The following is a 21638-nucleotide window of genomic DNA, read 5'->3' as shown; positions in this document are numbered from 1 at the left end:
TCAGGCACCTGCCTTTTTATTGACCAGCGCACGCAGCGCCAGGGCCGCCAGGGTTCCAAGCCCGCCGATAAAGGCGATGTAGCCGAAATAGAGCTTGTAACCGAGGGCGCCAGGGAAGTTTTCCGTGAGATAGCCGTTGATCAACGGGATAAAGGTGTCCGGCAGGTAGCCGACCACCGAGACAATGCCGATGGCCAGGCCGGTGATCCGCAGCGGGATCTTGCAGGTGTCGAGGATCGCCCAGTACAGCCCGCGAATGGCGTAGGTCATCAGGCCGATAAAGATCACCGTGGCCACCAGTACGCCGATGCTGCCCAGCGCCGGGAAGACGATCAGCCCGAGAATGCCGAGGGTTGCCAGCAGCAGCGCAAGGATCAACACCGAGATATTCGAGAATTTGTCACCCAGGTAGCCGCCGCCGAGACCACCGATGGGGCGCATCCACAACTTGATAGTGGTGATGGTGCCGGCCATGACCGCGGTCATGCCGCTGCCTTGCAGGTAGTCGGAGAAACTGTAGGTGGCCCAGAAGATGTGGTAACCGCAGAACACGATGGCGGTCACCAGCCACAACTCGGGGATCTTTACCAGGAAGGCCAGGTCGCTGAGCAGAGTGTGCGAGGCCTTTTCTTCCTGGGTTTCAACGGCCGCCACGGACTTGGGGTCCTTGAGCGAGACCAGCACGCAACCGATGGCGATACAGGTAAAGGAGTAGAGGTAGACCACATGCTTGAAGCCTTCGGCCGCCGACTCGCTACGGGTCTCGGTGGCGTAGGCGAACAGCCCCAGGGCCACGGTGGCGAGCATCGCTTCCACCAGGCCGCGACCGCCGTCGAGGATGCCGAAGAAGCGCCCCTGCTCGGAGGCCTCGGCGATCATCTTGACCCGCTTGAGCACCGAGGCCCAGAAGGTCAGGCCGGTGGTCAAACCCCAGCAACCGAAGATGATCATCAGGCCGGTCATCGACGGTGCGGTGGAATACCAGATCCCCAGCAGGCCGGTGGCGACCAGCGAGAAGAAGATCAGGAAGCGCGGTGCCAGGCGATCCGCCAGCCAGCCGCTGGGCAGGTAGCTGAGCAGGAAGAGGGTGCCGAGCATCGAGTACAGGTAACCCAGCTCGCTGTGATTGATATGGAACACTTCGAGCATGGTGGTCTGGTAGACCTGGCGCAGGTAGAGGATCGGGTAGATCGCCCCGGCGGCCAGCACCAGCAACATCAGTTGGAAATAACGGCTGCCCTTGTCGCTCTGGGCGGACGTGGCGGCAGCGTGAACCTGAACAGCAGCAGGCTTGGACATGGACTGGAACCTCGGGCGATCCGGCAGTGCACGGTCGCCCTTCTCTATCGATTGTTGTTATTGGAATAGCGTGTCGCGTAAAGCTTGTCTCAGTACTTCATGACCACCAGTCGGGTCTGGGTGAACTCGAGCATGCCGTGCTTGCCGTCATCGCCCCCCAGGCCGGAGCGCTTCCAGCCGGCGTGGAACCCCTGGTAAGGATCGGCCGGGGTGCGGTTGACGTAGAGCTCGCCGGACTCGATGGCATTCGCCACTTTCATCGCCGTGCGGTAGTTCTCGGTATAGAGCACCGACGACAGGCCGAACTGGTGATCGTTGGCCAGGGCCAGCGCCTCGTCGATATCACGGTACTTGAGCACCGGCAGGACCGGGCCGAAGATTTCTTCCTGGACGATTTCCATGTCCTGGCGGCAACCGCTGAGCAGGGTCGGCGGGTAGAAATGCCCGGCGCCTTCGGGGATCGCGCCACCGGTTTCCAGCACCGCGCCGTCGGCCACGGCACGCTCGACCATGGCGTGGATATTGCGCCGCGAGCTGGCATTGACCAACGGTCCCATCAGGCTGGCATCCACGGCGCGGTCACCAAACTGCACCGCGCTGATTTTCTCTTTCAGCAGCGCGAGGAAACGGTCGTGCACGCTTTCGTGGACATAGACCCGCTCCACCGCCGTGCACAACTGGCCGCAATGGGTGGTCTTGGAGGCGACGATGGCGCTGGCGGCCTGTTCCAGGTCGGCATCGGCCTCGATGATCGCCGGGGTCTTGCCGCCCAGCTCCAGGGACGGCTTGGCGATATTGGCCTTGCAGTAGTCGAGCACGATGCGCCCGGCGTTGACGCTGCCGGTCAGGGTGATCAGGCCGACGGCCTTGTGGGTGCAGACACTGGCGGCGGTGTCATGGTCCATGGTGAGGATATTCACCACCCCGGCAGGCAGGCTGGATTGCTGCACGGCCCGGGCGATTTCAAAGGCCGAGATCGGCGTGTTGTTGCTCGGGCGCACTACCACGGTATTGCCGGCGATCAGCGCGGGGGCGATCTTGCGCAGCAGGGTGTAGACCGGGTAGTTGAACGGAATCAGGCAAGCGACGACGCCGATGGGCTCGCGCTGCAGGAACAGGTTTTCGTCCGGGGTATCGCTGGGAATGATCTCGCCTTCGATGCGCCGCGCCCATTCGGCGTGGTAGCGGGTGATCTGCGCGGCATAACGGGCTTCGTTGCTGGCGTCGGCGACGCTCTTGCCGGACTCCGCCGCCAGGGCCTGGCCGATGTCTTCGGCGCAGGCTTCAAGGGCGCCGGCAAAGCTGCGCAGATGCTCGGCGCGTTCGATGCTGGTGAGCTTGCCCCAGAGCTTCTGGGCGGCGGCGGCGGCCTCGACGGCTTCGACCGCCTCGACGGAGGTGGCAGCCGGTACGTGGTCGATCAAGGCTTCGGTGGCAGGGTTGTAGACCGCGATCCGGGCAGTACCGGCGGGCTCGACGAACTGACCGTTAACAAAGTTGCGCTGGGTGGACATGTACTGGTTCTCGTACTTTTCTTATCTGAGAAGCCAGCAGTCTTGTCATCCGACGCGGGATGAACAAACGATTAATTCAGGCGGTAAACATTCAAAAAATGCAGGTTACCGCCCAACCTTCAGATAACCGGCATCGGCGCGGCCATCGACGGCTCCAACTGCCGCCGTGCCAGCTCCAGTTCTTCCTGCAACCACTGGCTGAAAATCTGCAACTGGGGGATCTGCGTCTGTTCCTGGCGGGTCACCAGCCAGTAGGACTGGTGACCGTCGACATGCACGTTGAGCACCTGGGTCAACTGTCCGCAGGCCAGTTCGCTGGCCACCATATGCCAGTCGGCGATGGTGATGCCCAAGCCGTCGATGGCCGCGCGAATCGCCAGGTCCAGCAGGTCGAACTCATAACCGCTCAAGGTATCGACGCCACTGATCCGCGCCGCGTCCAGCCAGTGTTTCCAGGTCAGGTAGCGCTGATCTTCCTTGGCCAGTACATGCAGCAGGGTCAGGCGGTTCAGGTCGATCTCTTCCTGCCCGCTCAACTCGCGGGCATAGAGGCTTGGCGAGCAGACAGCGATATGCCGCTCGTGCATCAGCAACGAGCTGTCCAGGCCATCCCATTCGCCATCGCCGAAACGGATCGCGCAGTCCAGGGTACTGGTCTCGGCCAGGCTGTCCTGCAGGCGTGTAGTGATGCTCAGTTCCAGCCCCGGATGCTGCTGGCGCAGGCGCCCCAGGCGCGGCAACAGCCAGCGGCTGGTAAAAGTCGGCGGCGCATTGATGCGCAAGCGGTTGGCGTGGTTCTTCTCCTGGATGCCGCGCACGGTCATCTCGATCTTGTCGAAGGACTGATGCAGCGCGCGCAGCAACACCCGCCCGGCACTGGTCAATTCGAGGTGGTGATGACGGCGCTCCAGCAGGCTTTCGCCCAGTTGCTCCTCAAGCTGACGGACCTGGCGGCTGACGGCGCTCTGGGTCACGTTCAGCAGCTCGGCGGCGCGGGTAAAGCTGCCGGTGCTGCCAGCCACTTCGAAGGCTTTGAGCGCATTGAGCGCGGGCATTTTGCGTTTCAAGAAAAGACACTCACCAAGGGGCGGACGGCCACAAGCATCGCATGGGGCCGGGGGTGGGTAACATTCCTTTTTGTCTATCGTCCTACAAAAAATCAGAATCCTGTCCGCCGCCTCAAAATGTGAGGCCGACTCAGATCTTGAGAACACAACGGAACCTGTAGGAGCAGGGCTTGCCCGCGAAGAGGTCCTCAAGATCGCTAAAAGCTTCGCGGGCAAGCCCTGCTCCTACAGGATGTGTGTCGTGTTCCAGATCAACGATAAAGGAGGTTGCGATCAAAGGTCGCTTTTGCAAGAAAACCGTCGCCCCGAGATAAATAGCACGAGTATTTCGCACAGCCCTCATGAGTATTCAGCACTGGTTCTTTTCAACTTATAAACGCTACCCTGCCCTATAACTTTAAACGGAAAGTTTCCACGCACTTACATTGGGCGCCACCCCCACTCTCGCCCCATTGTGTTGCACCTCCCCCAACAACTTATCTTCTCGGGCCGCACAATGGCAATCAAAAAAAACACCCCAACCAGAACTATCGGCCTGCTCGCTTTTATATTCACCTGCTGCAATGCCAGCACCCATGGCTTCAGTATTTTTCTTTATTCCGCCCTGTTACCCGAGATCCGCCAGCACTTCTCCCTGAGTTATAGCCAGGCCGCCTCCATTGCCGCTTTGCTGCAACTCTTCTATATGGGGGCTTCGATTGCCAGCGGGATCGCCGCCACCTGGATCAGCCCCCTGAACATGGTGCGCCTGACCATGCTGCTCAGTCCGGTGCTGCTGGCGCTGGCGGTCGCCACGCCCTGGGTCCTGCCCTTTGCCTTGTGCCTGGCGCTGGTCTCGGCCTGTGCGGTGTCCAACTGGAACGCGATTGCCGCCCTGGCCGGCGAAGTGATTCCCGCGTCCCACCGCAGCCGGGTGCTGGGCCTGGCGTCTTCCGGGGCGGCCTTTGCCATCTGCCTGAACGGCATCCTGATCGCCCTGCTCCAGGGTATTTCCCTCAGCGCTTTCTGGCTGATCTGCGCCGGGCTCACATTGATCGTCACCCTGCTGACCCTCTGGGCCCTGGCGCCCCTCGGCCGCCAGCCGGACACTCGCCCGACGACGGCCGCCTCCCTGGGCCAGGTACTCCGGCGCTGGCTGCGCCTGTGCCTGGAACAGCCCATCGCCGTGCATATCCTGCTGCTCAGCGGCTTTATCGGCAGTATCAGCGGGCCGTTCCTCAACTTCCTCTCGGCCTTCGTCACCGAACGCCTGGGCGCCGGCCTGCAGGTCACCGGCTCGCTCTGGACCTTGATCGGCGCCTGTGGCGCGCTGGGTGGAATGTCACTGGGGTCACTGGCTGACCGCTGGGGGGCGCTGCGGGTGATGGCCATCAGCATCGGCGCCTTCGGCCTGGCCATGCTCGGCCTGCTGCTGCACCCCGGATTGCTGCTGACCTGGCTGGCCGCCGGGTTGTTCGCGCTGTTCTACTTTCCGGTCTGGGGCCTGATGGCCGCCTACCTCAGCGCTCGCCTGACACCCGTGCAAAGCCTGCAAGTGGTGAGCCTGAGCATGGTCGGCTACGGCCTGGGCAGCGCCAGCGCGAACTGGGTCAACGGTCTGTTGCTGCAAGCCAGTGGCTCGTTCGCCATCATCCATGCCTGGATCGCCGGCTGGGTCCTTGCCAGTCTGCTTTTACTGCAAGTCATGGCCCGCCACCAGCGCCGTCGGCCGCTGCTCCAGGAGCCGGTCTGAACGCAGTAGCTGGCGCCCGAGCATCTCCACCATCGCCTCGAGCCCCGGTTCCTGGCAGGCCGACGAACGCCAGAGCATCAGCCGGGCCGGCTCGATAGCCGGGAAACCGTCTCGTTCATCGAGAATCCGCCAGCCCTCCGGCACCAGCCGGCGGGCAGTCACCCCCACCGTGTCGCCGCCCTCGATGGCCACGCCGATCCCCCGCGGGCTCTGGCTGGTGTAAACCACGTGCCAGGCCCGACCGGCCTCGGCAAGGGCGTCGATGGCATTGGCGCGAAAGGCACAACCCTCGGCATAGACCGCCAGCGGCACCGACTGGTCATCCGCCCAGGCACGCTCGTCGGCGGTCACCCAGACCAACGGCTCGTCGCAGAGAAACTCGCCCTGCTGCAGGTTGGCATGCTGCACGCCGAGCACCAGGTCCAGCTCGCCACGCTGCAGGCGCCCGACCAGGGCCACCGAGGCTTCACAGCAGACGTCCGGGCGGACCTTGGGAAAGTGTTCGCGAAAATCCCGCAGGACTCCGGCCAGGCAGTATTGCGCATAGTCCTCGGGCATCCCGACATGGATGCAGGCGAGGTCATTGGGCAGATGGGCAGCGTTGATCGCCTCGTTATGCAGCTTGAGGATGCGCCGCGCATAGATCAGAAAGGTCTCGCCGCTGGGGGTCAGGCTGATGCTGCGGCTGGTGCGATGGATCAGCGGCGTGCCAACCACCTCCTCCAGCCGTTGCAGACTCTGGCTGACGGTCGACTGGGTTTTATGCAGGCGCTCGGCGGCCGCCGAAAAACCCTGGCATTCAATAATCGCCACAAACACCTTGAGCAATGTTCCGTCCAGATGACCTGACATAACTATCGCTCCTGCCGATGGATTCGATCGTAACTCATCATTTCTATTATTCCTGTTTTTAAGCAACTATCGATTCAACGCCGAGACAACTTCGAACCTTGCACTGGCGACTAATGATCGTTAACTTCAGGAGCCCGAAATGAGCCTTCAACTTGCCGATGCCGAAGTGGGTGATATCAGCGATATCGTCAACACCGAACGTTATCCCATTCATGATTCGGGCCATGTTCAATTACAGGCGCTGATCGATCACGCCCGTGCCGAACTGGCCGCCGACGGTTGCTGCCTGCTGAAGAACTTCCTGCGCCCCGAAGTGCTGGAGCAGGCTCGTCTCGAAGGTCAGGCACTCTCGGACAAGACGTTTTATTCGGTGCGCAAGGTCAACGCCTACTTCACCGAAGACGATCCCTCGCTGCCGGCCGAAGACCCGCGCCGCACCTTCATGGAGCGCACCAGCGGCTTTGTGACCCGCGACATGATCGCCCCGGACGCGATCATTCACCGGCTCTACGTCTCGCCGATGATGAAACGTTTCATCAGTGCCTGCCTGGGGGAACCTGAGATTTTCGAATATGCCGATCCCTTTGCCGGCCTGGTAATCAACGTGATGCCAGAGGGCACCCAACAGCCTTGGCACTTCGACACCAACGAATTCATCGTCAGCATGATGACCCAGAAGCCCGAGGCCGGCGGCCTGTTCGAATACGCGCCGATGATCCGCTCGCGCACGGCGGAAAACCTCGGCGCGGTGGGCCAGGTGGTGCGGGGCGAGGATCGCAGTCGGGTGAAGTACCTGGAGCTCAACCCCGGCGACCTGCAGATCTTCAAGGGGCGTTTTTCGGTGCATCGGGTGACCCGTGTCGAAGGCGCGGTCGAGCGCAATACCGCGATCTTCGCCTACTCGGAAAAGCCCGGAATCATTGGCCGCGCCGAGCGCACCAAGCAGCTCTACGGGCGCCTCTCCGAAGCCCATCTGCAAGCCGAGCGCAGCCGGGTGCGCAGCGACCAACTGCTCGACTGACCTCTCCTGTAGGAGCGCGGACTTTATAAGAACGTATTTCCATCACCGACCGGTATTAGCGAGGAACACCCCATGAGTCTTTCCGGCCCCAACCGCAACCCCGCCGACTGCGAACCCACCCACGCCGAGATCCAGCAGATCCAGCTGGACCGCCTGCAACGGGTGCGCAACGAACTGAAAAAGCGCGACTACGCCGCCTGCGTGCTGTTCGACCCGACCCATATGCGCTACGCCACCGGCTCGCGCAACATGCAGGTGTACTCGGCCCGTAACCCGGCGCGTTACGCCTTTATTCCCGCCGAAGGCCCGGTGGTGGTCTTCGAATTCGGCGGCTGCCTGCACCTGGCCGAATCGCTGAATACCGTCGACGAAGTTCGCCCGGCCAAGGCGATCTCCTATTACTTCTGCGATAGCTTCCTGAGCAATGTCACCGCCGACTGGGCCGCTGAAATCGACGACCTGGTACGCAAATGCGGGGGCGGCAAGCGCATCGCCATCGAGAGCGCCACCTCGGCGGCGGCCTTCGAATTGCAGAAGCTCGGCTACCAGGTCTTCGATGCCCAGGAACCACTGGAACGCGCGCGCTGCATCAAGGTGCCGAACGAGCTGAAGATGATCCGCGCCAGCCTGCGCGCCACCGAGGCCGGCGTGAAACTGATGGAAAGCAAGCTCAAGCCCGGCATCAGCGAAAACGAACTCTGGTCGCACCTGCACCAGCACGTGATCGCCACCGACGGCGACTATGTGGAAACCCGCCTGCTGTCCTCCGGACCGCGCACCAACCCCTGGTTCCAGGAGTGCAGCACCCGGCCCATCGAAGCCGGCGACCTGGTGGCGCTGGACACCGATGTGGTCGGTCGTTTCGGCTACTACGCGGACTTCTCGCGGACCTTTCTCTGCGGCGAACAGGCCGCCACCCGCAAGCAGCAGGAGCTGTACAAGCTGGCCTATGAACAGGTGCAGACCAATATGGAAATGCTCAAGGCCGGGCGCAGCTTCAAGGAGTATGCGGAGCTGGCCTGGAAGATCCCCGACCACTACAAGGCCAACCGTTATTTCGCCCTGGCCCACGGGGTTGGCATGACCGGTGAATACCCCTACGTGGTGCACCGCGAGGACATCGATGCACTGGGCTATGACGGAGTGTTCGAGGCGGGCATGACCATCTGCGTGGAAAGCTACATCGGCCACGACGAAGGCGGCGAAGGGGTCAAGCTCGAAGAGCAGATCTACATCCACGAAAATGGTATCGAGCTGCTCTCGGACTATCCGTTCGACCCGCGCCTGCTGCCCGTTTAAGTCTTGCCGCCCTACCCCGCGCCGGCACTCAGCCCGCGAGGTAGGGCCATCAGGAGCGTGTCTGGCGCGGGAGGGCAATCAGTAATGTGCGTTTTAGGAATTTTCCTACGCTGAATTTATCGTTTGTTCATCCGGAGCCAGATGACAAAACTGCGAGCATCTCAAATAAAAACAACACGAGAGCCGCACCATGTCCTATCCCACGTCCCGCCTCCTGAATGCTCCGCGCTTTGATCTGCCGTTGACGTTTTTCCTGACCGATCACGGGTCCGCCCTGGATCGCCAGCGCTAGCTGCCAACCCTCTGTTCGCAGTGGCACCCAAAAGACGCATTTACGCCCCAGTATCGGAGAGGCTCATGAAAGACCTGACTACCCTGGACGGCTCCGCGCCGCATCCAGCCGTGGATGACCTGTGCACCCAAGCCAAGCGCGGCCAGATCAGCCGCCGGCAATTCCTCCACACCGCCACCCTGCTCGGTATCACCGCCGCCAGCGCCGGGAGTTTCCTCGGCCCGGCGCTGTTCAGCGATTCGGTCCAGGCGGCTGAGACCGGCACCCCACGCAATGGCGGCAGCCTGCGCTTTGCCTGTGCCATCCAGGAAATCCAGGACCCGATGCTCATCACCTGGATCGAAGCCTCGAACCTGATGCGCAACAGCCTGGAATACCTGACCTGGGTCGATGCCCAGAACATCACCCACCCGTACCTCGCCGAAAGCTGGAAGCCCTCGGATGACCTCAAGGAGTGGGTCTTCAACCTGCGCCAGGATGTCAAGTGGAGCAACGGCGACGCCTTCACCGCCGACGACGTCGAGCACAACTTCCAACGCTGGACCGGCGCCGAGTCCAAGTCGGTCAACCGCACTGCCTTCCAGGACATCGCCTCCTTCGAAAAACTTGGGCCTTACCAGTTCAAGCTGGTGCTCAAGCGGCCGATCCTGGCGATTCCGGAAATGCTCAACGCCTTCACCTGCGCCATCGTCCATCGCAGCTTCAAAGCCGGTGATGACTGGTCGAAAAACCCGCTCGGCACCGGTCCTTTCAAGCTCACCTCGTTCGCCGTGAACAAGGAAGCCACCTTCGCCAAGCGTGCCGATTACTGGGGCAAGCCAGCCTATCTGGACGAGCTACGGTATGTCGACATGGGTACCGATGTGTCCACCCAACTGGCCGCCCTGCAAGCCGGGCAGGTCGACGTGCTGTACCGCGTCACCGTGGCCGAACTGGACCTGGCCAAGCGCCTGCCCAACGCCAAGCTGCTGACCTGCAAATCGGCGCAGACCGTGGTAATGCGCATGGCCGTGGACCAGAAGCCGTTCGACGACCTGCGCATCCGCAAGGCCGTGGCGCTCTGCGCCGACAACGCGCAAATGCTCAAGATCGCCTATCGCGGCATGGGCACCCTGGGCGAGGACCACCATGTGGCGCCGTCGCACCCGGAATACTTCCCGCTGCCCAAGCGCGCTCGTGACGTGGCCCAGGCCAAGGCATTGCTGGCCGAAGCCGGACATCCCAAGGGCATCGATATCGACCTGATCGTCGGCAACACCCAGGGTCGCTATGAGCAGGACACCGCGCAGATCCTCCAGCAGAACTGCCTGGAAGCCGGCATCCGCATCAACCTCAAGGTGATCCCCGCCACCCAGTACTGGCCGATCTGGGACAAGGCCGCCTTCAGCCTCACCTACTGGGCCCATCGCCCGCTCGGGGTGATGTCCCTGGAACTGGCCTATCGCGGCGGCGGTGCCTGGAACGAAAGCCACTACAAGGACCCGGCCTTCGACGCCGCCCTGGACAAGGCCATGGGCATCGTCGATCCGAAACAGCGCTCCCTGGCGATGCAAAGCGTGGAGCAGATCCTCCAGGACGCCTGCGTCATCATCCAACCGTTCTGGGCCGACAAGTTCACCGCCACGTCGCAGAAGGTCCAGGGCTTCCAGGTCCACCCATCGGACTTCTACCCGATGAACGAAACCTGGCTCAGCGCCTGATCCGACCTTTGAAACAATGAGCTCGCCCACCCCGGTGCGGCGAGCCGGCAACTGTATAGCCGGAGCATGCAAACATGGCTGATTTTCTGTGGCGCAAGCTACTGGCCCTGGCAGCGACGTTATTGTCGGTGTCACTGATCGTTTTTTTCGCCCTGGAGCTGAATATCGAGGACGTCGCGATCAACGTCCTGGGTCCCTACTCCGCCGCCGACCAACGCGCCGCCTGGCTCACCGAGCACGGCTACGACCAACCCTTCCTGTGGCGTTACCTGATCTGGCTGAAGGACTTCGTCAGCGGCCACTGGGGCACCTCGGTGCACTTTCGCGAACCGGTGATGGACCTGCTGCTGCCCAACCTGGGACAGACCCTGATGCTGGCGGGTCTGGCGCTGTTGATCATGGTCCCCGTGGCCCTGACCCTCGGCGTACTGGCCGGGATTCGCCAGGGTTCGCTGCTGGACCGCCTGGTGTCGTTCCTGTCCATCGTCACCACCTCTATCCCGGACTTCGCCAGCGCGGTGTTCGTCTCGGCAATCTTCGTCTTCTGGCTCAACTGGCTGCCGGGCGTCAGCAGCATGAGCGACGGTTTCAGTGCGCTGCAACTGGCGATGCCGCTGATGGTGCTGTGCCTGTTCGGCGTCGGCTACCTGGCGCGGATCACCCGGGCTTCGATGGTCGAAGTGATGCAGGCGCCGTACATCCGTACCGCCCGTCTCAAGGGGGCCTCGACCTCACGCATCGTGCTGCGCCATGCGCTGCGCAATGTGCTGATCGCACCGATCACGGTGATCATGCTGTACATCCCGTGGCTGCTGTCCAACGTCATCGTGGTCGAGGTGTTCTTCGCCTACAAGGGCTTCGGCTCGCTGCTCTACACCGCCTCGCTGAACCATGACGTCTACCTGATCGAGGCCTGCGCCATGATCAGTGCGCTGGTGGTGGGCGCGACCAAGATCTTCTCCGACCTGGCCTATACCTGGCTCAATCCGCGCATCACCTTGCGCAGCCTTGGCGGGAGCGCCCGATGAATCTTCTGCATGCATTCAAGAACCCGTTGGCGGCCCTGGGCCTGTGCCTGGTGGGCGGTTGGGTGATCCTCGGGATCTTCGCCCCCTGGCTCGCACCCCATGACCCGCTGGAAAGCTTCACCCCGCTGTTGACGCCGTTCAGCGACGACGGCAGCGGCCAGACCTTCCTGCTGGGCACCGATGTGCTGGGCCGCGATATTCTCTCGCGACTGATCTGGGGCACCCGCACGGTGCTGCTCTGGTCGACCCTGGCGACCCTCACCGCGTTTGCCTTCGGCATTGCCATGGGCCTGTGCGCCGGCTACTTCAATGGCTGGGTCGACTCGGTATTGTCCTATATCGCCGATACCGTGCTGTCGTTCCCGGTGCTGGTGCTGTACATCGTGATCATCATCGCCCTCGGCGCCTCGGCGTTGAACATCCTGATCGCGGTGACCTTCACCAGCGCCCCGGCGATCTTCCGGATCATGCGCGCCCTGACCATGGACCTGCGTTCGCGGGACTATGTGCTCAGCGCCATCACCCAGGGCGAAGGCGCCCTGCGGATCATGACCGTGGAAATCCTGCCCAACTGCGGTGGCCCGCTGATCGTCGATTTCTGCCTGCGCATCGGCTACACCGCGATCATGATCGGTGCCCTCGGCTTCCTCGGCCTCGGCCTGCCACCGCCGACCCCGGACTGGGGCGGCATGATCAACGAAGGCCGCAGCATGGCCATCGCGTTTCCCCACCTGGTGATCTTCCCGTGCATTGCCATTTCCACCCTGATGCTTGGCCTCAGCCTGCTGGCGGACGGCCTGGACGAACACGCCCAGAAAGGCACAAGGAGTTGAGTATGAGCAGCCAACAAGTATTGCGCGTCGAGGGGTTGTCCATCGAACTGCCGCCGGGCGCGGACCGCAGCCATGCGGTACAGAAGATCGACCTGGATGTGCGCAAGGGCGAAATCCTCTGTGTGATCGGCGAGTCCGGCTCGGGCAAATCGGTGCTCTCCGGGGCCATTATGGGCGACTACGCCAAGGGCCTGCGTCACAGCGAAGGGCGTATCGATTTCCTCGGCGAGGACATCTGCAGCATGCCCGAAGCACAGTTACGCGGCCTGCGCGGCAACCGCATCGCGATGATCTTCCAGGAGCCCATGGCGGCCCTCAATCCGGCGATCCGTATCGGCCGGCAGGTGGAGGAGATCTTCGAGATCCACGCCCCGCAGATGGGCGTGGCCGAGCGGCGCGAACGCATGCTCGCGTTGCTGGAGTCGACCCAGTTGCCGGAGCCGCCACGGATCGCCAACAGCTTTCCCCATCAACTCTCCGGCGGCCAATGCCAGCGGGTGGTGATCGCCATGGCCCTGGCAATGAACCCGGACCTGCTGATCGCCGACGAACCGACCACCGCCCTGGATGTCACCACCCAGGCCCAGGTCCTCAAGCTGATCCGCGAACTGCGTGGGCGCGGCCAGCACGGCATCCTGTTCATCACCCATGACTTCGGCGTGGTAGCGGAAATCGCCGACCGCATCGCGGTGATGGAAGGCGGTCGGCTGGTGGAAATCGGCGAGCGCGACCAGGTCTTGCAGGCGCCACGCCACGCCTACACACGCAAGCTGATCGCCGCGGTCCCGGCGTTGAATCCGGAGCTGCACGCGCCCTGCGCCGACGGTGAGATCGCCCTGCGGATCGAACACCTGAACAAGACCTACCACGTCGAAGGGCGTCAAGTCTGTGCGCTCAAGGATGTCTCGCTGCAACTGCCGAGGGGCAAGACCCTGGCGATTGTCGGCGAGTCCGGCTCGGGCAAGAGCACCCTGGTCAAGGCGGCGATCCGCCTGGTGGACAGCGACAGCGGGCATGTCTGGCTCGGCGACAGCGACTTCCTCGCCCTCAAGGGCGAGGCACTGACCCGGGGCCGGCGGCAGATCCAGATGATTTTCCAGGACCCCTACGGCTCGCTCAATCCGCGCCATCGGGTCGGCGACATCATCGCCCGCGCCGCGCAATTGCGGGGACTGTCGGCCAAGGACGCCTGGATCGAAGCCGGCGACCTGCTGGAACAGGTCGGCCTCAAGCGCGACGCCCTGAAACGCAAGCCCCGGCAGTTCTCCGGCGGCCAGCGCCAGCGCATCGGCATTGCCCGCGCCCTGGCCATGCGCCCGCAGGTCCTGATTGCCGATGAAAGCGTCTCGGCCCTGGATGTCTCGGTGCAGAAACAGGTGCTGGAATTGCTGGCCGAACTCCAGCAACGGCTGAACCTGAGCATCCTGTTCATCACCCACGACCTGCGCGTGGCGGCGCAGATCAGCGATCACATCGCGGTGATGCGCCAGGGCGAAGTGGTCGAGTACGGCACCGCCGAGCAGGTACTGCTGCACCCTCGACATGGCTATACCCAGACCCTGCTGGCCGCCGCGCCCGGGGCGTCGGTGCGACCGCCAACCCAGGCGGGACCGGCACCGGGCCTGAGTGCCGCCGGCGGCTGATCCTCCCGGCCCGCTACCACCTGGACGTTGTTCGCAGCCTCCGTCGTAGCGGGCCCTACCCCTTTCATCCAGACCACGCTTTTGCCGTGGCCGGGATGGCTGTTGCCAACAATAAACCTAGAGAAGAGACGGAGCGACCATGAACTTGAACACCACCCGGGCCTTGCGCTCATTAACCCCGCTGGCGCTGTTGGGCGCCCTTTCCACGCCCGCAATGGCGATCCAGGTCACCGACAACCTGGATATCGGCGGCGCTGTCCGCTATCGCTGGGACTACGCCCCGGATCGCGATATCCAGAAGTTCGACTTCGACACCGCGTTCCTCACCGCCAAGTACAACTCCGACACCTGGATCGCCGCCGCCAAGTACCGCTTCTACGGGCGCTCCTATCCGTACCAGTACACCGATCGCATCGGCGCGGTGCAGTTCGCCGAGACCGCCTGGGTCGGCTACAAATTCAACCCGGACCAGCAGGTGCAGGTCGGCCTGAACCAGATTCCGTTCGGCCTGCAACCCTACTTCGGCAGCACCTTCTATGAAACCCTGGGCAACGTGGTCGGCCTGGAAGACGTGGAACAGGTCGGCGCCAAATACATCCAGCAGAGCGGCGACTGGAACCTGCAAGCCGGCTTCTACCTGCGCCCGGCCCTGCAAGGGCGCGGCACCAGCAACGGCGACACCTACTCCACCGTGGTCTCCCGGGCCGACAGCTATGTGACCGATGGCAGCAACAACCAGGAACACAACACCGCCGTGGTGCGCCTGGCCAAGGCCATGCAACTGGGTAACTGGAAATCCGAGGTGGGGATCTCGGGCCTGACCTCGACCCTGGAAAACCGCGACACCCGCGAAGACGGTCGACGCAATGCCGTGGCCATCCACTACCTGGGCAAGGACGGTCCGTGGGGCCTGCAATTGCAGGCGGCGCGCCAGCAGATGTCGCCACGCAATCCCGGCAGCAACGAGGTGGTGACCTTCGGCGGCTATGACGGCACCTTCAACGTCGCCAGCCGCGGCAACCTCTACGTCGCCGACCTGAGCTACGACGTCGACGGCAAGTACCTGCTTGACCAGATCAGCGGGATCAAGCTGTACGCCAACTACAGCGCCTTCGACAAATCGGCGGATGACTTCAAGACTTCCCAGCGCCTGATCCTCGGCACCTCGTTCTCGGTGAGCAAATTCTGGGTCGCCACCGAATGGCTGATCGGCAAGAACGATCCTTACATCGGCGGCAGCAGCTATACCCAGAGTCTTGCGGCCGGCGGGACCGATCTCTGGAAAAACCAGTTGTACGTGAACATCGGCTACTACTTCTGATTGACCTGCCTGCAGGAGCCGGTTTGCCGACTCCTGCATACCAGCTCCTCATTTCATTGCGCATTTTTGTGGGAGAGCACCTGGGCTCTCCCACCTTTTTTATACCCGCCGCTTTTTTTACTCACTCCCGCCAAGCAACGCTTGCATCGGCCCGCCGGTGATAGTCAGATACGTCCTACAGAAAAAACACTTAAAAGAACAACAATAAACCGACTCCACACGGGTCTGCCCCGCGCTTCAACGCGGTATTCGGCAGGTGTGCGCCAGCCGGTCCGGAGTATCCATTTCATGCGTCAACTGCCCTCGCTGAACATGCTCCGCGTGTTCGAGGAAGTCGCCCGGCATCGCAGCTTCAGCCAGGCCGCCGCGTCCCTGAACGTGACCCAGGGCGCGGTCAGCCGACAGATCAAGCAGCTTGAAGATTACCTTGGCGTCGCGCTGTTCGTGCGCACGCCGCGGGGCTTGTCACTGACCGAATCAGGAACGGCATTGTCACCGCAACTGGGCGATGCCTTCGACCATATCGAACGTGCCCTGCAAGCCGTGCGGGTGCCTAACCTGCGTCAGCGCCTGCGCATCCTCGCGCCACCGACCTGGGCCACCCGCTGGTTGTCGGCGCATCTGCGAGCGTTCTGCCAGCGCTACCCGGATATCAGCCTCAGCGTGACCAACCAGGCCAGTCATGACAGCCTGGCCGAGGTCGACTGCCAGATCCGTTTCGGCCTGGAGGCGGACCCGCATTGCAGCAGCCAGTTGCTGGTGATGGAGCGGCATATTGCCGTGGCGAGCCCGGAGCTGTTCGAACAGGGCGAGGCGCCGGACCTGCGCCACTCTCCCCTGCTGCATATCCTGCACGACGGCAAGCGCCTCAAGGTCTGGGAGAACTGGCTGGCGGCCATGGGCCGTGAAGACGTGGATGCCCGGCAAGGGCTGGAATTCAGCACCCTGGACCAGGTGATCAACACCGCATTGGCCGGTGGTGGGCTGGCGGTGATCGACCGGCAGATGATCGTCAAGGAACTGGCCAACGGCAGCCTGTTGCCCATCACCCCGGTGGAGGTGGTCGGGCCGTATGGCTATTGGCTGGATGTGGCGAACGACAAGCAGGGGTTGTCGAAAGTGCGGCTGTTTACCGAGTGGTTGAGCCTGGTGAGCAATCCCTGACTCAAGGCCCGATGCAATCCCCGGCCGTTTTCCGAGGCAACACAAAAAAGAAGAACTGAAACCCGCTACCGCGCCCTTCCCACGCCCCCCTGTAGGAGCGAGCTTGCTCGCGATGGTCGTGAACGATAACTCGGGGCGCCTGATACCCAGCGGCGCCCTTGCGTCCATCGCGAGCAAGCTCGCTCCTACAGGGTGTGAGGGGGCGACGGTGCCTTAGAGGCCGCCCATCAACAGGTATTTGATTTCCAGGTAGTCGTCCAGACCGTAATGCGAGCCTTCACGTCCCAGGCCCGATTCCTTGATGCCGCCAAAGGGCGCCACTTCGGTGGAGATGATCCCTTCGTTGATCCCCACCATCCCGGCTTCCAGGCCTTCGGCCATGCGCCAGACACGGCCGATATCGCGGCTGTAGAAATACGCCGAGAGACCGAATGGCGTGTCATTGGCCCGACGCAACACCTCGGCCTCGTCCTTGAAGCGGAAGCACGCCGCCACCGGGCCGAAGGTCTCTTCCTGGGCGATCAGCATGCCATCGCCCACATCGGTGAGGATGGTCGGTTCGAAAAAGGTCCCGCCGAGGGCATGACGACGACCGCCGCACAAGATCTTGGCGCCCTTTTCCAGCGCATCGCCGACATGCTGCTCGACCTTGCTCAAGGCGGCGCTGTTGATCAACGGCCCCTGCTCGGTTTCGCCGTCCAGCGCATTGCCGACCCGCAGCGCCTTGACCGCCTCCGCCAGCTTGGTGGTAAAGGCCTCGTACACACCATCCTGGATGAAGAAGCGGTTCACGCAGACACAGGTCTGCCCGGTGTTGCGGAACTTCGAAGCCATCGCGCCCTTCACGGCCGCGTCCAGGTCGGCGTCATCGAACACGATAAACGGAGCGTTACCACCCAACTCCAGCGAGACCTTTTTCAAGGTGTCGGCAGCCTGGCGCATCAGCAGCTTGCCGGTGCGGGTCGAACCGGTGAAGGACAGCTTGCGCACCACCGATGACGCTTGCAGCGCGCCGCCGATGGCCACCGCATCGCCGGAGACGATGTTGAACACACCGGCCGGAATCCCCGCCTGCTCCGCCAGTACCGCCAGGGCAAAGGCCGACAGTGGTGTCTCTTCCGAAGGCTTGAGGATCATCGTGCAACCGGCGGCCAGGGCCGGGCCGACTTTGCGGGTGACCATGGCCAGCGGGAAGTTCCACGGAGTGATCGCCGCGACCACGCCGATGGCTTCCTTGGTAACGATGATCCGTGCGTCGGCCTTGTGGCTCGGGATCACATCGCCATAGGCGCGTTTGGCCTCTTCACCAAACCATTCCAGGAAACTGGCGGCATAGACCACCTCGCCCATGGCTTCGGCCAACGGTTTGCCCTGCTCGCGGCTGAGCAAGGTGGCGAGCTCACGCTGGTTGCTCAGCATCAGTTCGCTCCAACGTTTGAGGCGCACGCTGCGATCCTTGGCGGTCAGCTTGCGCCAGGCCGGCAAGGCGCGCTCGGCGGCGGCAATGGCCAGGACGGTTTCTTCAGCGCCGGCGCGTTGGACATCAACGATCAACTCACCATTGGCCGGGTTCAGCACCGGGTAAGTCGGCCCGCCGCTGGACCATTGGCCATCGATGTAGTTACCGGTACGGATCAACTCGCTCATGCCACGGCCTCGGTCAAGGTGAAAGCTGCCTCGGCCGGACGGGCCGAGCGCAGGATACGTTTGCCGGCGGTGTAATCGTTGATCACATCGCACGGGGTGTAGTTGCGTTCCAGCTCGTACAGCTCGTCGGCGTCGAGGCGGGTCTCCAGGGCCGCCAGGGCACTGTCGAACTGTTCGGTGGTGTCGGCGCCCACCAGCATGCAATCCACGCCCGGGTGATTGACCACCCAGGCCTGGGCGATCTGCGCATTGGAGACACCGCGACGGCGGGCGACACGCTGCACCGAATGGGCGATTTCGAAAGACGCTTCATCGCTGTACATCTGTTGGGTGAAGAAGTCGGTCTGGTTGCGGGTCGACTGCACGTCGCCGGTCAGCAGGCCGCGCGCCAGCGGGCTGAACACCGAGACCCCGAGGCCCTGATCACGGCAGAACGGCAGCATCTCACGCTCTTCTTCGCGGTAGGCGCAGTTCAGTTGCAGCTGCATATTGATCGGCTTGACCCAGCCATTGCGCTCGCAGGCCATGAGGATCTTCGCCAACTGCCCGGTGAGCATGGTCGAGACCCCGATATAACGAGCCTTGCCGGAACGCACGATGTCGTTCATGGCGCTCATGGTTTCCTCGACCGGCGTGTTCACGTCGAAGTAATGCAGCATGAAGACATCGACGTAGTCCATATCCAGGCGTTTCAGGGACGCGTCGATGCTGTCCATGATGTGCTTGCGCGAATGGCCGCTGGCGTTGATCCCGCTGCGGGTGCCGTAGCCGACCTTGGTGGTCACCACAATGTCTTCGCGACGGGTCAGGCGCTTGAGAATGCGCCCCACCACTTCCTCGCCGACGCCGGCGGAATAGAAGTCCGCCAGGTCGATGAAGTTCACCCCGTTGTCCAGCGCGTGCTTGACGATCGGTTCGCTTTTCTTCTCATCGAAGATCCACGGCTTCCAATCCGGCGTACCCATGTTCATGGTACCGAGGCACAGCTTGGAAACCTGCAGGCCGGAATTGCCCAGACGAATGTATTGCATGGCGCGGACCTCAGGCTTTCGGGGTGTAGAAAGGGTTGGCGATGTGGTTGACCACATCGGCGAGCTGGGCACGTACCGGCAGGCCGGTCAGGGCGGCGCGGATCGCGGTGCGGCAGGCGTTGTAGTTGTTCAGGTAGACGGCGTCGAGGTCATCGCAGGAAGGATTGACCCAGTTGGCGGTGACGATGGCCCACTCGTCCTCGGCCTCGGCCGGCAGGGTGCCGTCGAGCAAGGCTTCGAGCACGGCCTTGGCGATCCCGGCCTGGGACGCGCCCCAGGTGGCATTGCCGTGGAAGTCGCTGCCGATGGCGGCCTTGTTGACGTAGAGGGTCATCGGCTTGACCGGGATATTCGGCTGGGCGATCACCATAAATGGGCAATGACCCTGGCTTGGCGACGCCAGGCTGTTGGCAAAGGCCTGGCCGGCAGGGCCGTTGCGCGGACCGATCAGAATATTGATATGGGCGGCGTTCACGCCGGGGCCTTCGAAGCCTTCGCCGATGTACAGGTCTTGTTCTTTCATGGGTTTTATCTCGCGGACGCAGGGAATTGAGGGTGATCAGAAACGCGCACGCGCCCTGGGGCACGAACGGTCAAAGTCGGGAAACGCAGAGCGCAGCAGAAAGCTGGCGAGGACGCGGCAGTGGGGCTGGGTCATGGTGCAAACGCTCTTTGTTTTTATGAGTGAGCTGGTGTTTGCGCTTTTTTATCACTGGGGCTGGAGGGGGCTGTAACCATTAAAAGTCATGGGGGCATGAGGTTTAGTCATGGCCCCGATCATGGACGAACACACGCCATGGCCGGGGTCATCCCCAGCCACGGGCACAGGCCGACAAGAAGGCGCTGCCAGATCCACTGTCAGCGATAAGCAGAAAACTTGATCTGTATGGCTCCCGACGCGTCAAGGCCTCGCAGGCTCACCTGGCGGCTGTACATGCGCGTCGTAACAATCGCGAAATCGATCTGAAGATCATGATTGGACGCCCATTGCACTTTGGGCGATATCTCATGATCAGAAAACGTATCGCATTCGGAGGAGTAAACTTCGTAGTCAGGTTTTTTAACAACCTCGGCAACATCCAGCAAATTATCGAAAACAAAGAGACTGTCCCAACAAAATGGCGCCAGAGCCCCCCCTCCCGTATGCCAGACATGGGCAACGCTGTACCGCCCGTTAGGAGAAGGATAAACCTGGATGGACGTATCATCGCCAGAGTCGCCGCCAAAGGGTATCAAGGCCATGAAACCGTACTTCAAGACCGCAATGAATCCGATAGCCATCAATATGAATTTCAACCAGCCAATAACCCGCACCCTGCTCTCCTTGTCATGGATAAATCAAATTCTGCCGGGTTTGGTCATGCCGCGACCAAGCTGCGCCCATTCGGGCCAACCCCCTCCCTGAGCACTCACGCCCCCACAATTCACTGATATCCGCCGACACCGACAGACAAACTCCAGGCAAAAAAAAGCCCAAGCGGCTGATGGACGCTTGGGGCTTAAAAATGCATAAACCGTGGTAGGTGAACGCAGGGCAATATTAACCCACTGCGACAATCTGTAACAAGATGTTTTTCAGCTTCCTATTGACATAACCCCTTCAATAACCACATGTTTTTCATGGCTTGAGATGAACCATAATGGAGCACAAACAGTGGTTTTTTATTCCTGAAAGAAGCGGTTGGATGCTTTGATATCACCAACAACAGTATTTGCTTCGCCAACCGGAGGCGGTGACAATTGCCGTTCCATTTTCTTTCGAGGTTTGCAACATGCGTAAAGCACTTACCGTCCTGGCCCTCAGCGCCCTGTTTGCCCAAGGCGCCATGGCGGCGGGCGGCACACAGGCCGCGGTCGGCGGTGGTCTGGGCGGCGCCCTGGGCAACGTATTGGGCCAGAAGATGGGCGGCAGCACCGGCGCAGCAGTCGGCGCGGGCCTGGGCGGCGCGGCCGGTGGTGCCGTAGCAGCCAAGAAAGGCAAGAAAACCAAGGCAGCCATTGGCGGCGGCCTCGGTGCAGCCGGTGGCTCGCTGCTGGGCAACCAGTTGGGCGGCAAGACCGGAGCGGCCATCGGTGCCGGCCTGGGTGGTGCAGCCGGTGGCGCCCTGGGCGGCAAGTAACACACGGTCATTGTAGGAGCCGGCTTGCCGGCGATAGCGGTTTACCAAACGACAAAAATGTCGGCGGTCAGGTCG

18 protein-coding genes are annotated in these 21638 nt (G+C 62.3%); 10 read left to right on the top strand and 8 right to left on the bottom strand.

Annotation, left to right across the window (positions count from 1 at the left end; genetic code table 11):
- From M5B42_RS31085 to M5B42_RS31075, 3 genes are all read right to left on the bottom strand, one after another.
- Positions 1-1299 (bottom strand): MFS transporter, encoded by a 1299-nt coding sequence (locus M5B42_RS31085; protein ID WP_248747968.1) that lies wholly within the window; start codon positions 1297-1299, stop codon positions 1-3.
- Between the two features lie 89 nt (positions 1300-1388).
- Entirely contained in the window at positions 1389-2813 is a 1425-nt protein-coding gene (gene aldA / locus M5B42_RS31080; protein ID WP_248747967.1) for an aldehyde dehydrogenase, read from the bottom strand.
- A gap of 119 nt (positions 2814-2932) precedes the next feature.
- A complete protein-coding gene (locus M5B42_RS31075; RefSeq protein ID WP_248747966.1) occupies positions 2933-3880 on the bottom strand; it encodes a LysR substrate-binding domain-containing protein in 948 nt (315 codons plus the stop codon).
- A 496-nt stretch (positions 3881-4376) separates the two neighbouring features.
- On the opposite strand from M5B42_RS31075, the gene M5B42_RS31070 reads away from it, so the two are divergent.
- Positions 4377-5612, top strand: coding sequence for an MFS transporter (locus tag M5B42_RS31070; protein ID WP_248747965.1), 1236 nt, complete (start codon positions 4377-4379; stop codon positions 5610-5612).
- Here the strand turns inward: M5B42_RS31070 and M5B42_RS31065 are convergent.
- Positions 5553-6464 carry a LysR substrate-binding domain-containing protein gene (locus tag M5B42_RS31065; RefSeq protein ID WP_177103357.1) on the bottom strand — a complete coding sequence of 304 codons (912 nt, stop codon included), beginning with the start codon at positions 6462-6464 and terminating at the stop codon, positions 5553-5555. The genes M5B42_RS31070 and M5B42_RS31065 overlap by 60 nt on opposite strands.
- Before the next feature lie 139 nt (positions 6465-6603).
- Between M5B42_RS31065 and M5B42_RS31060 the strand changes: the two genes are divergently transcribed.
- From M5B42_RS31060 to M5B42_RS31025, 8 genes are all read left to right on the top strand, one after another.
- Positions 6604-7485, top strand: a complete 882-nt coding sequence (locus M5B42_RS31060) for a hypothetical protein (protein ID WP_248747964.1) — start codon at positions 6604-6606, stop codon at positions 7483-7485.
- Positions 7486-7557: 72 nt separating this feature from the next.
- Positions 7558-8784, top strand: a complete 1227-nt coding sequence (locus M5B42_RS31055) for a Xaa-Pro peptidase family protein (RefSeq protein ID WP_103499364.1) — start codon at positions 7558-7560, stop codon at positions 8782-8784.
- 357 nt (positions 8785-9141) lie between these two features.
- Positions 9142-10776, top strand: a complete 1635-nt coding sequence (locus tag M5B42_RS31050) for an ABC transporter substrate-binding protein (protein ID WP_248747963.1) — start codon at positions 9142-9144, stop codon at positions 10774-10776.
- 74 nt (positions 10777-10850) lie between these two features.
- The gene (locus M5B42_RS31045) at positions 10851-11804 is read left to right on the top strand and encodes an ABC transporter permease (protein WP_152737539.1); all 954 of its coding nucleotides are present in this window, start codon (positions 10851-10853) and stop codon (positions 11802-11804) included.
- Entirely contained in the window at positions 11801-12637 is an 837-nt protein-coding gene (locus M5B42_RS31040; RefSeq protein ID WP_152737538.1) for an ABC transporter permease, read from the top strand. Before M5B42_RS31045 ends, M5B42_RS31040 begins: the two co-directional genes overlap by 4 nt.
- A gap of 2 nt (positions 12638-12639) precedes the next feature.
- The gene (locus M5B42_RS31035; RefSeq protein WP_248747962.1) at positions 12640-14280 is read left to right on the top strand and encodes an ABC transporter ATP-binding protein; all 1641 of its coding nucleotides are present in this window, start codon (positions 12640-12642) and stop codon (positions 14278-14280) included.
- A gap of 139 nt (positions 14281-14419) precedes the next feature.
- Entirely contained in the window at positions 14420-15601 is a 1182-nt protein-coding gene (locus M5B42_RS31030) for a hypothetical protein (RefSeq protein WP_248747961.1), read from the top strand.
- Positions 15602-15889: 288 nt separating this feature from the next.
- Complete coding sequence (locus M5B42_RS31025) at positions 15890-16765, top strand: LysR substrate-binding domain-containing protein (RefSeq protein WP_100943539.1); 876 nt, start codon at positions 15890-15892, stop codon at positions 16763-16765.
- Positions 16766-16978: 213 nt separating this feature from the next.
- Here the strand turns inward: M5B42_RS31025 and M5B42_RS31020 are convergent, their stop codons facing one another.
- The 4 genes from M5B42_RS31020 to M5B42_RS31005 form a co-directional block, all read right to left on the bottom strand.
- Positions 16979-18412: an NAD-dependent succinate-semialdehyde dehydrogenase gene (locus tag M5B42_RS31020; protein ID WP_103499370.1), complete on the bottom strand. Its 1434-nt coding sequence runs from the start codon at positions 18410-18412 to the stop codon at positions 16979-16981.
- Positions 18409-19443, bottom strand: coding sequence for an aldo/keto reductase (locus M5B42_RS31015; RefSeq protein WP_177103368.1), 1035 nt, complete (start codon positions 19441-19443; stop codon positions 18409-18411). Before M5B42_RS31015 ends, M5B42_RS31020 begins: the two co-directional genes overlap by 4 nt.
- Positions 19444-19453: 10 nt before the next feature.
- On the bottom strand, positions 19454-19966 hold the full coding sequence (fae, locus tag M5B42_RS31010; RefSeq protein WP_100943543.1) for a formaldehyde-activating enzyme: 513 nt from the start codon (positions 19964-19966) through the stop codon (positions 19454-19456).
- Between the two features lie 335 nt (positions 19967-20301).
- Positions 20302-20757: a hypothetical protein gene (locus tag M5B42_RS31005; protein ID WP_248747960.1), complete on the bottom strand. Its 456-nt coding sequence runs from the start codon at positions 20755-20757 to the stop codon at positions 20302-20304.
- Positions 20758-21215: 458 nt separating this feature from the next.
- On the opposite strand from M5B42_RS31005, the gene M5B42_RS31000 reads away from it, so the two are divergent.
- Positions 21216-21563, top strand: a complete 348-nt coding sequence (locus tag M5B42_RS31000; protein ID WP_040069550.1) for a hypothetical protein — start codon at positions 21216-21218, stop codon at positions 21561-21563.
- Positions 21564-21638: the final 75 nt, after the last annotated feature.

Source organism: Pseudomonas sp. MWU12-2037 (assembly GCF_023242345.1).
In the GTDB taxonomy this organism is placed as follows: domain Bacteria; phylum Pseudomonadota; class Gammaproteobacteria; order Pseudomonadales; family Pseudomonadaceae; genus Aquipseudomonas; species Aquipseudomonas gingeri_D.
This window is presented reverse-complemented; position numbering and strand designations above follow the sequence as displayed.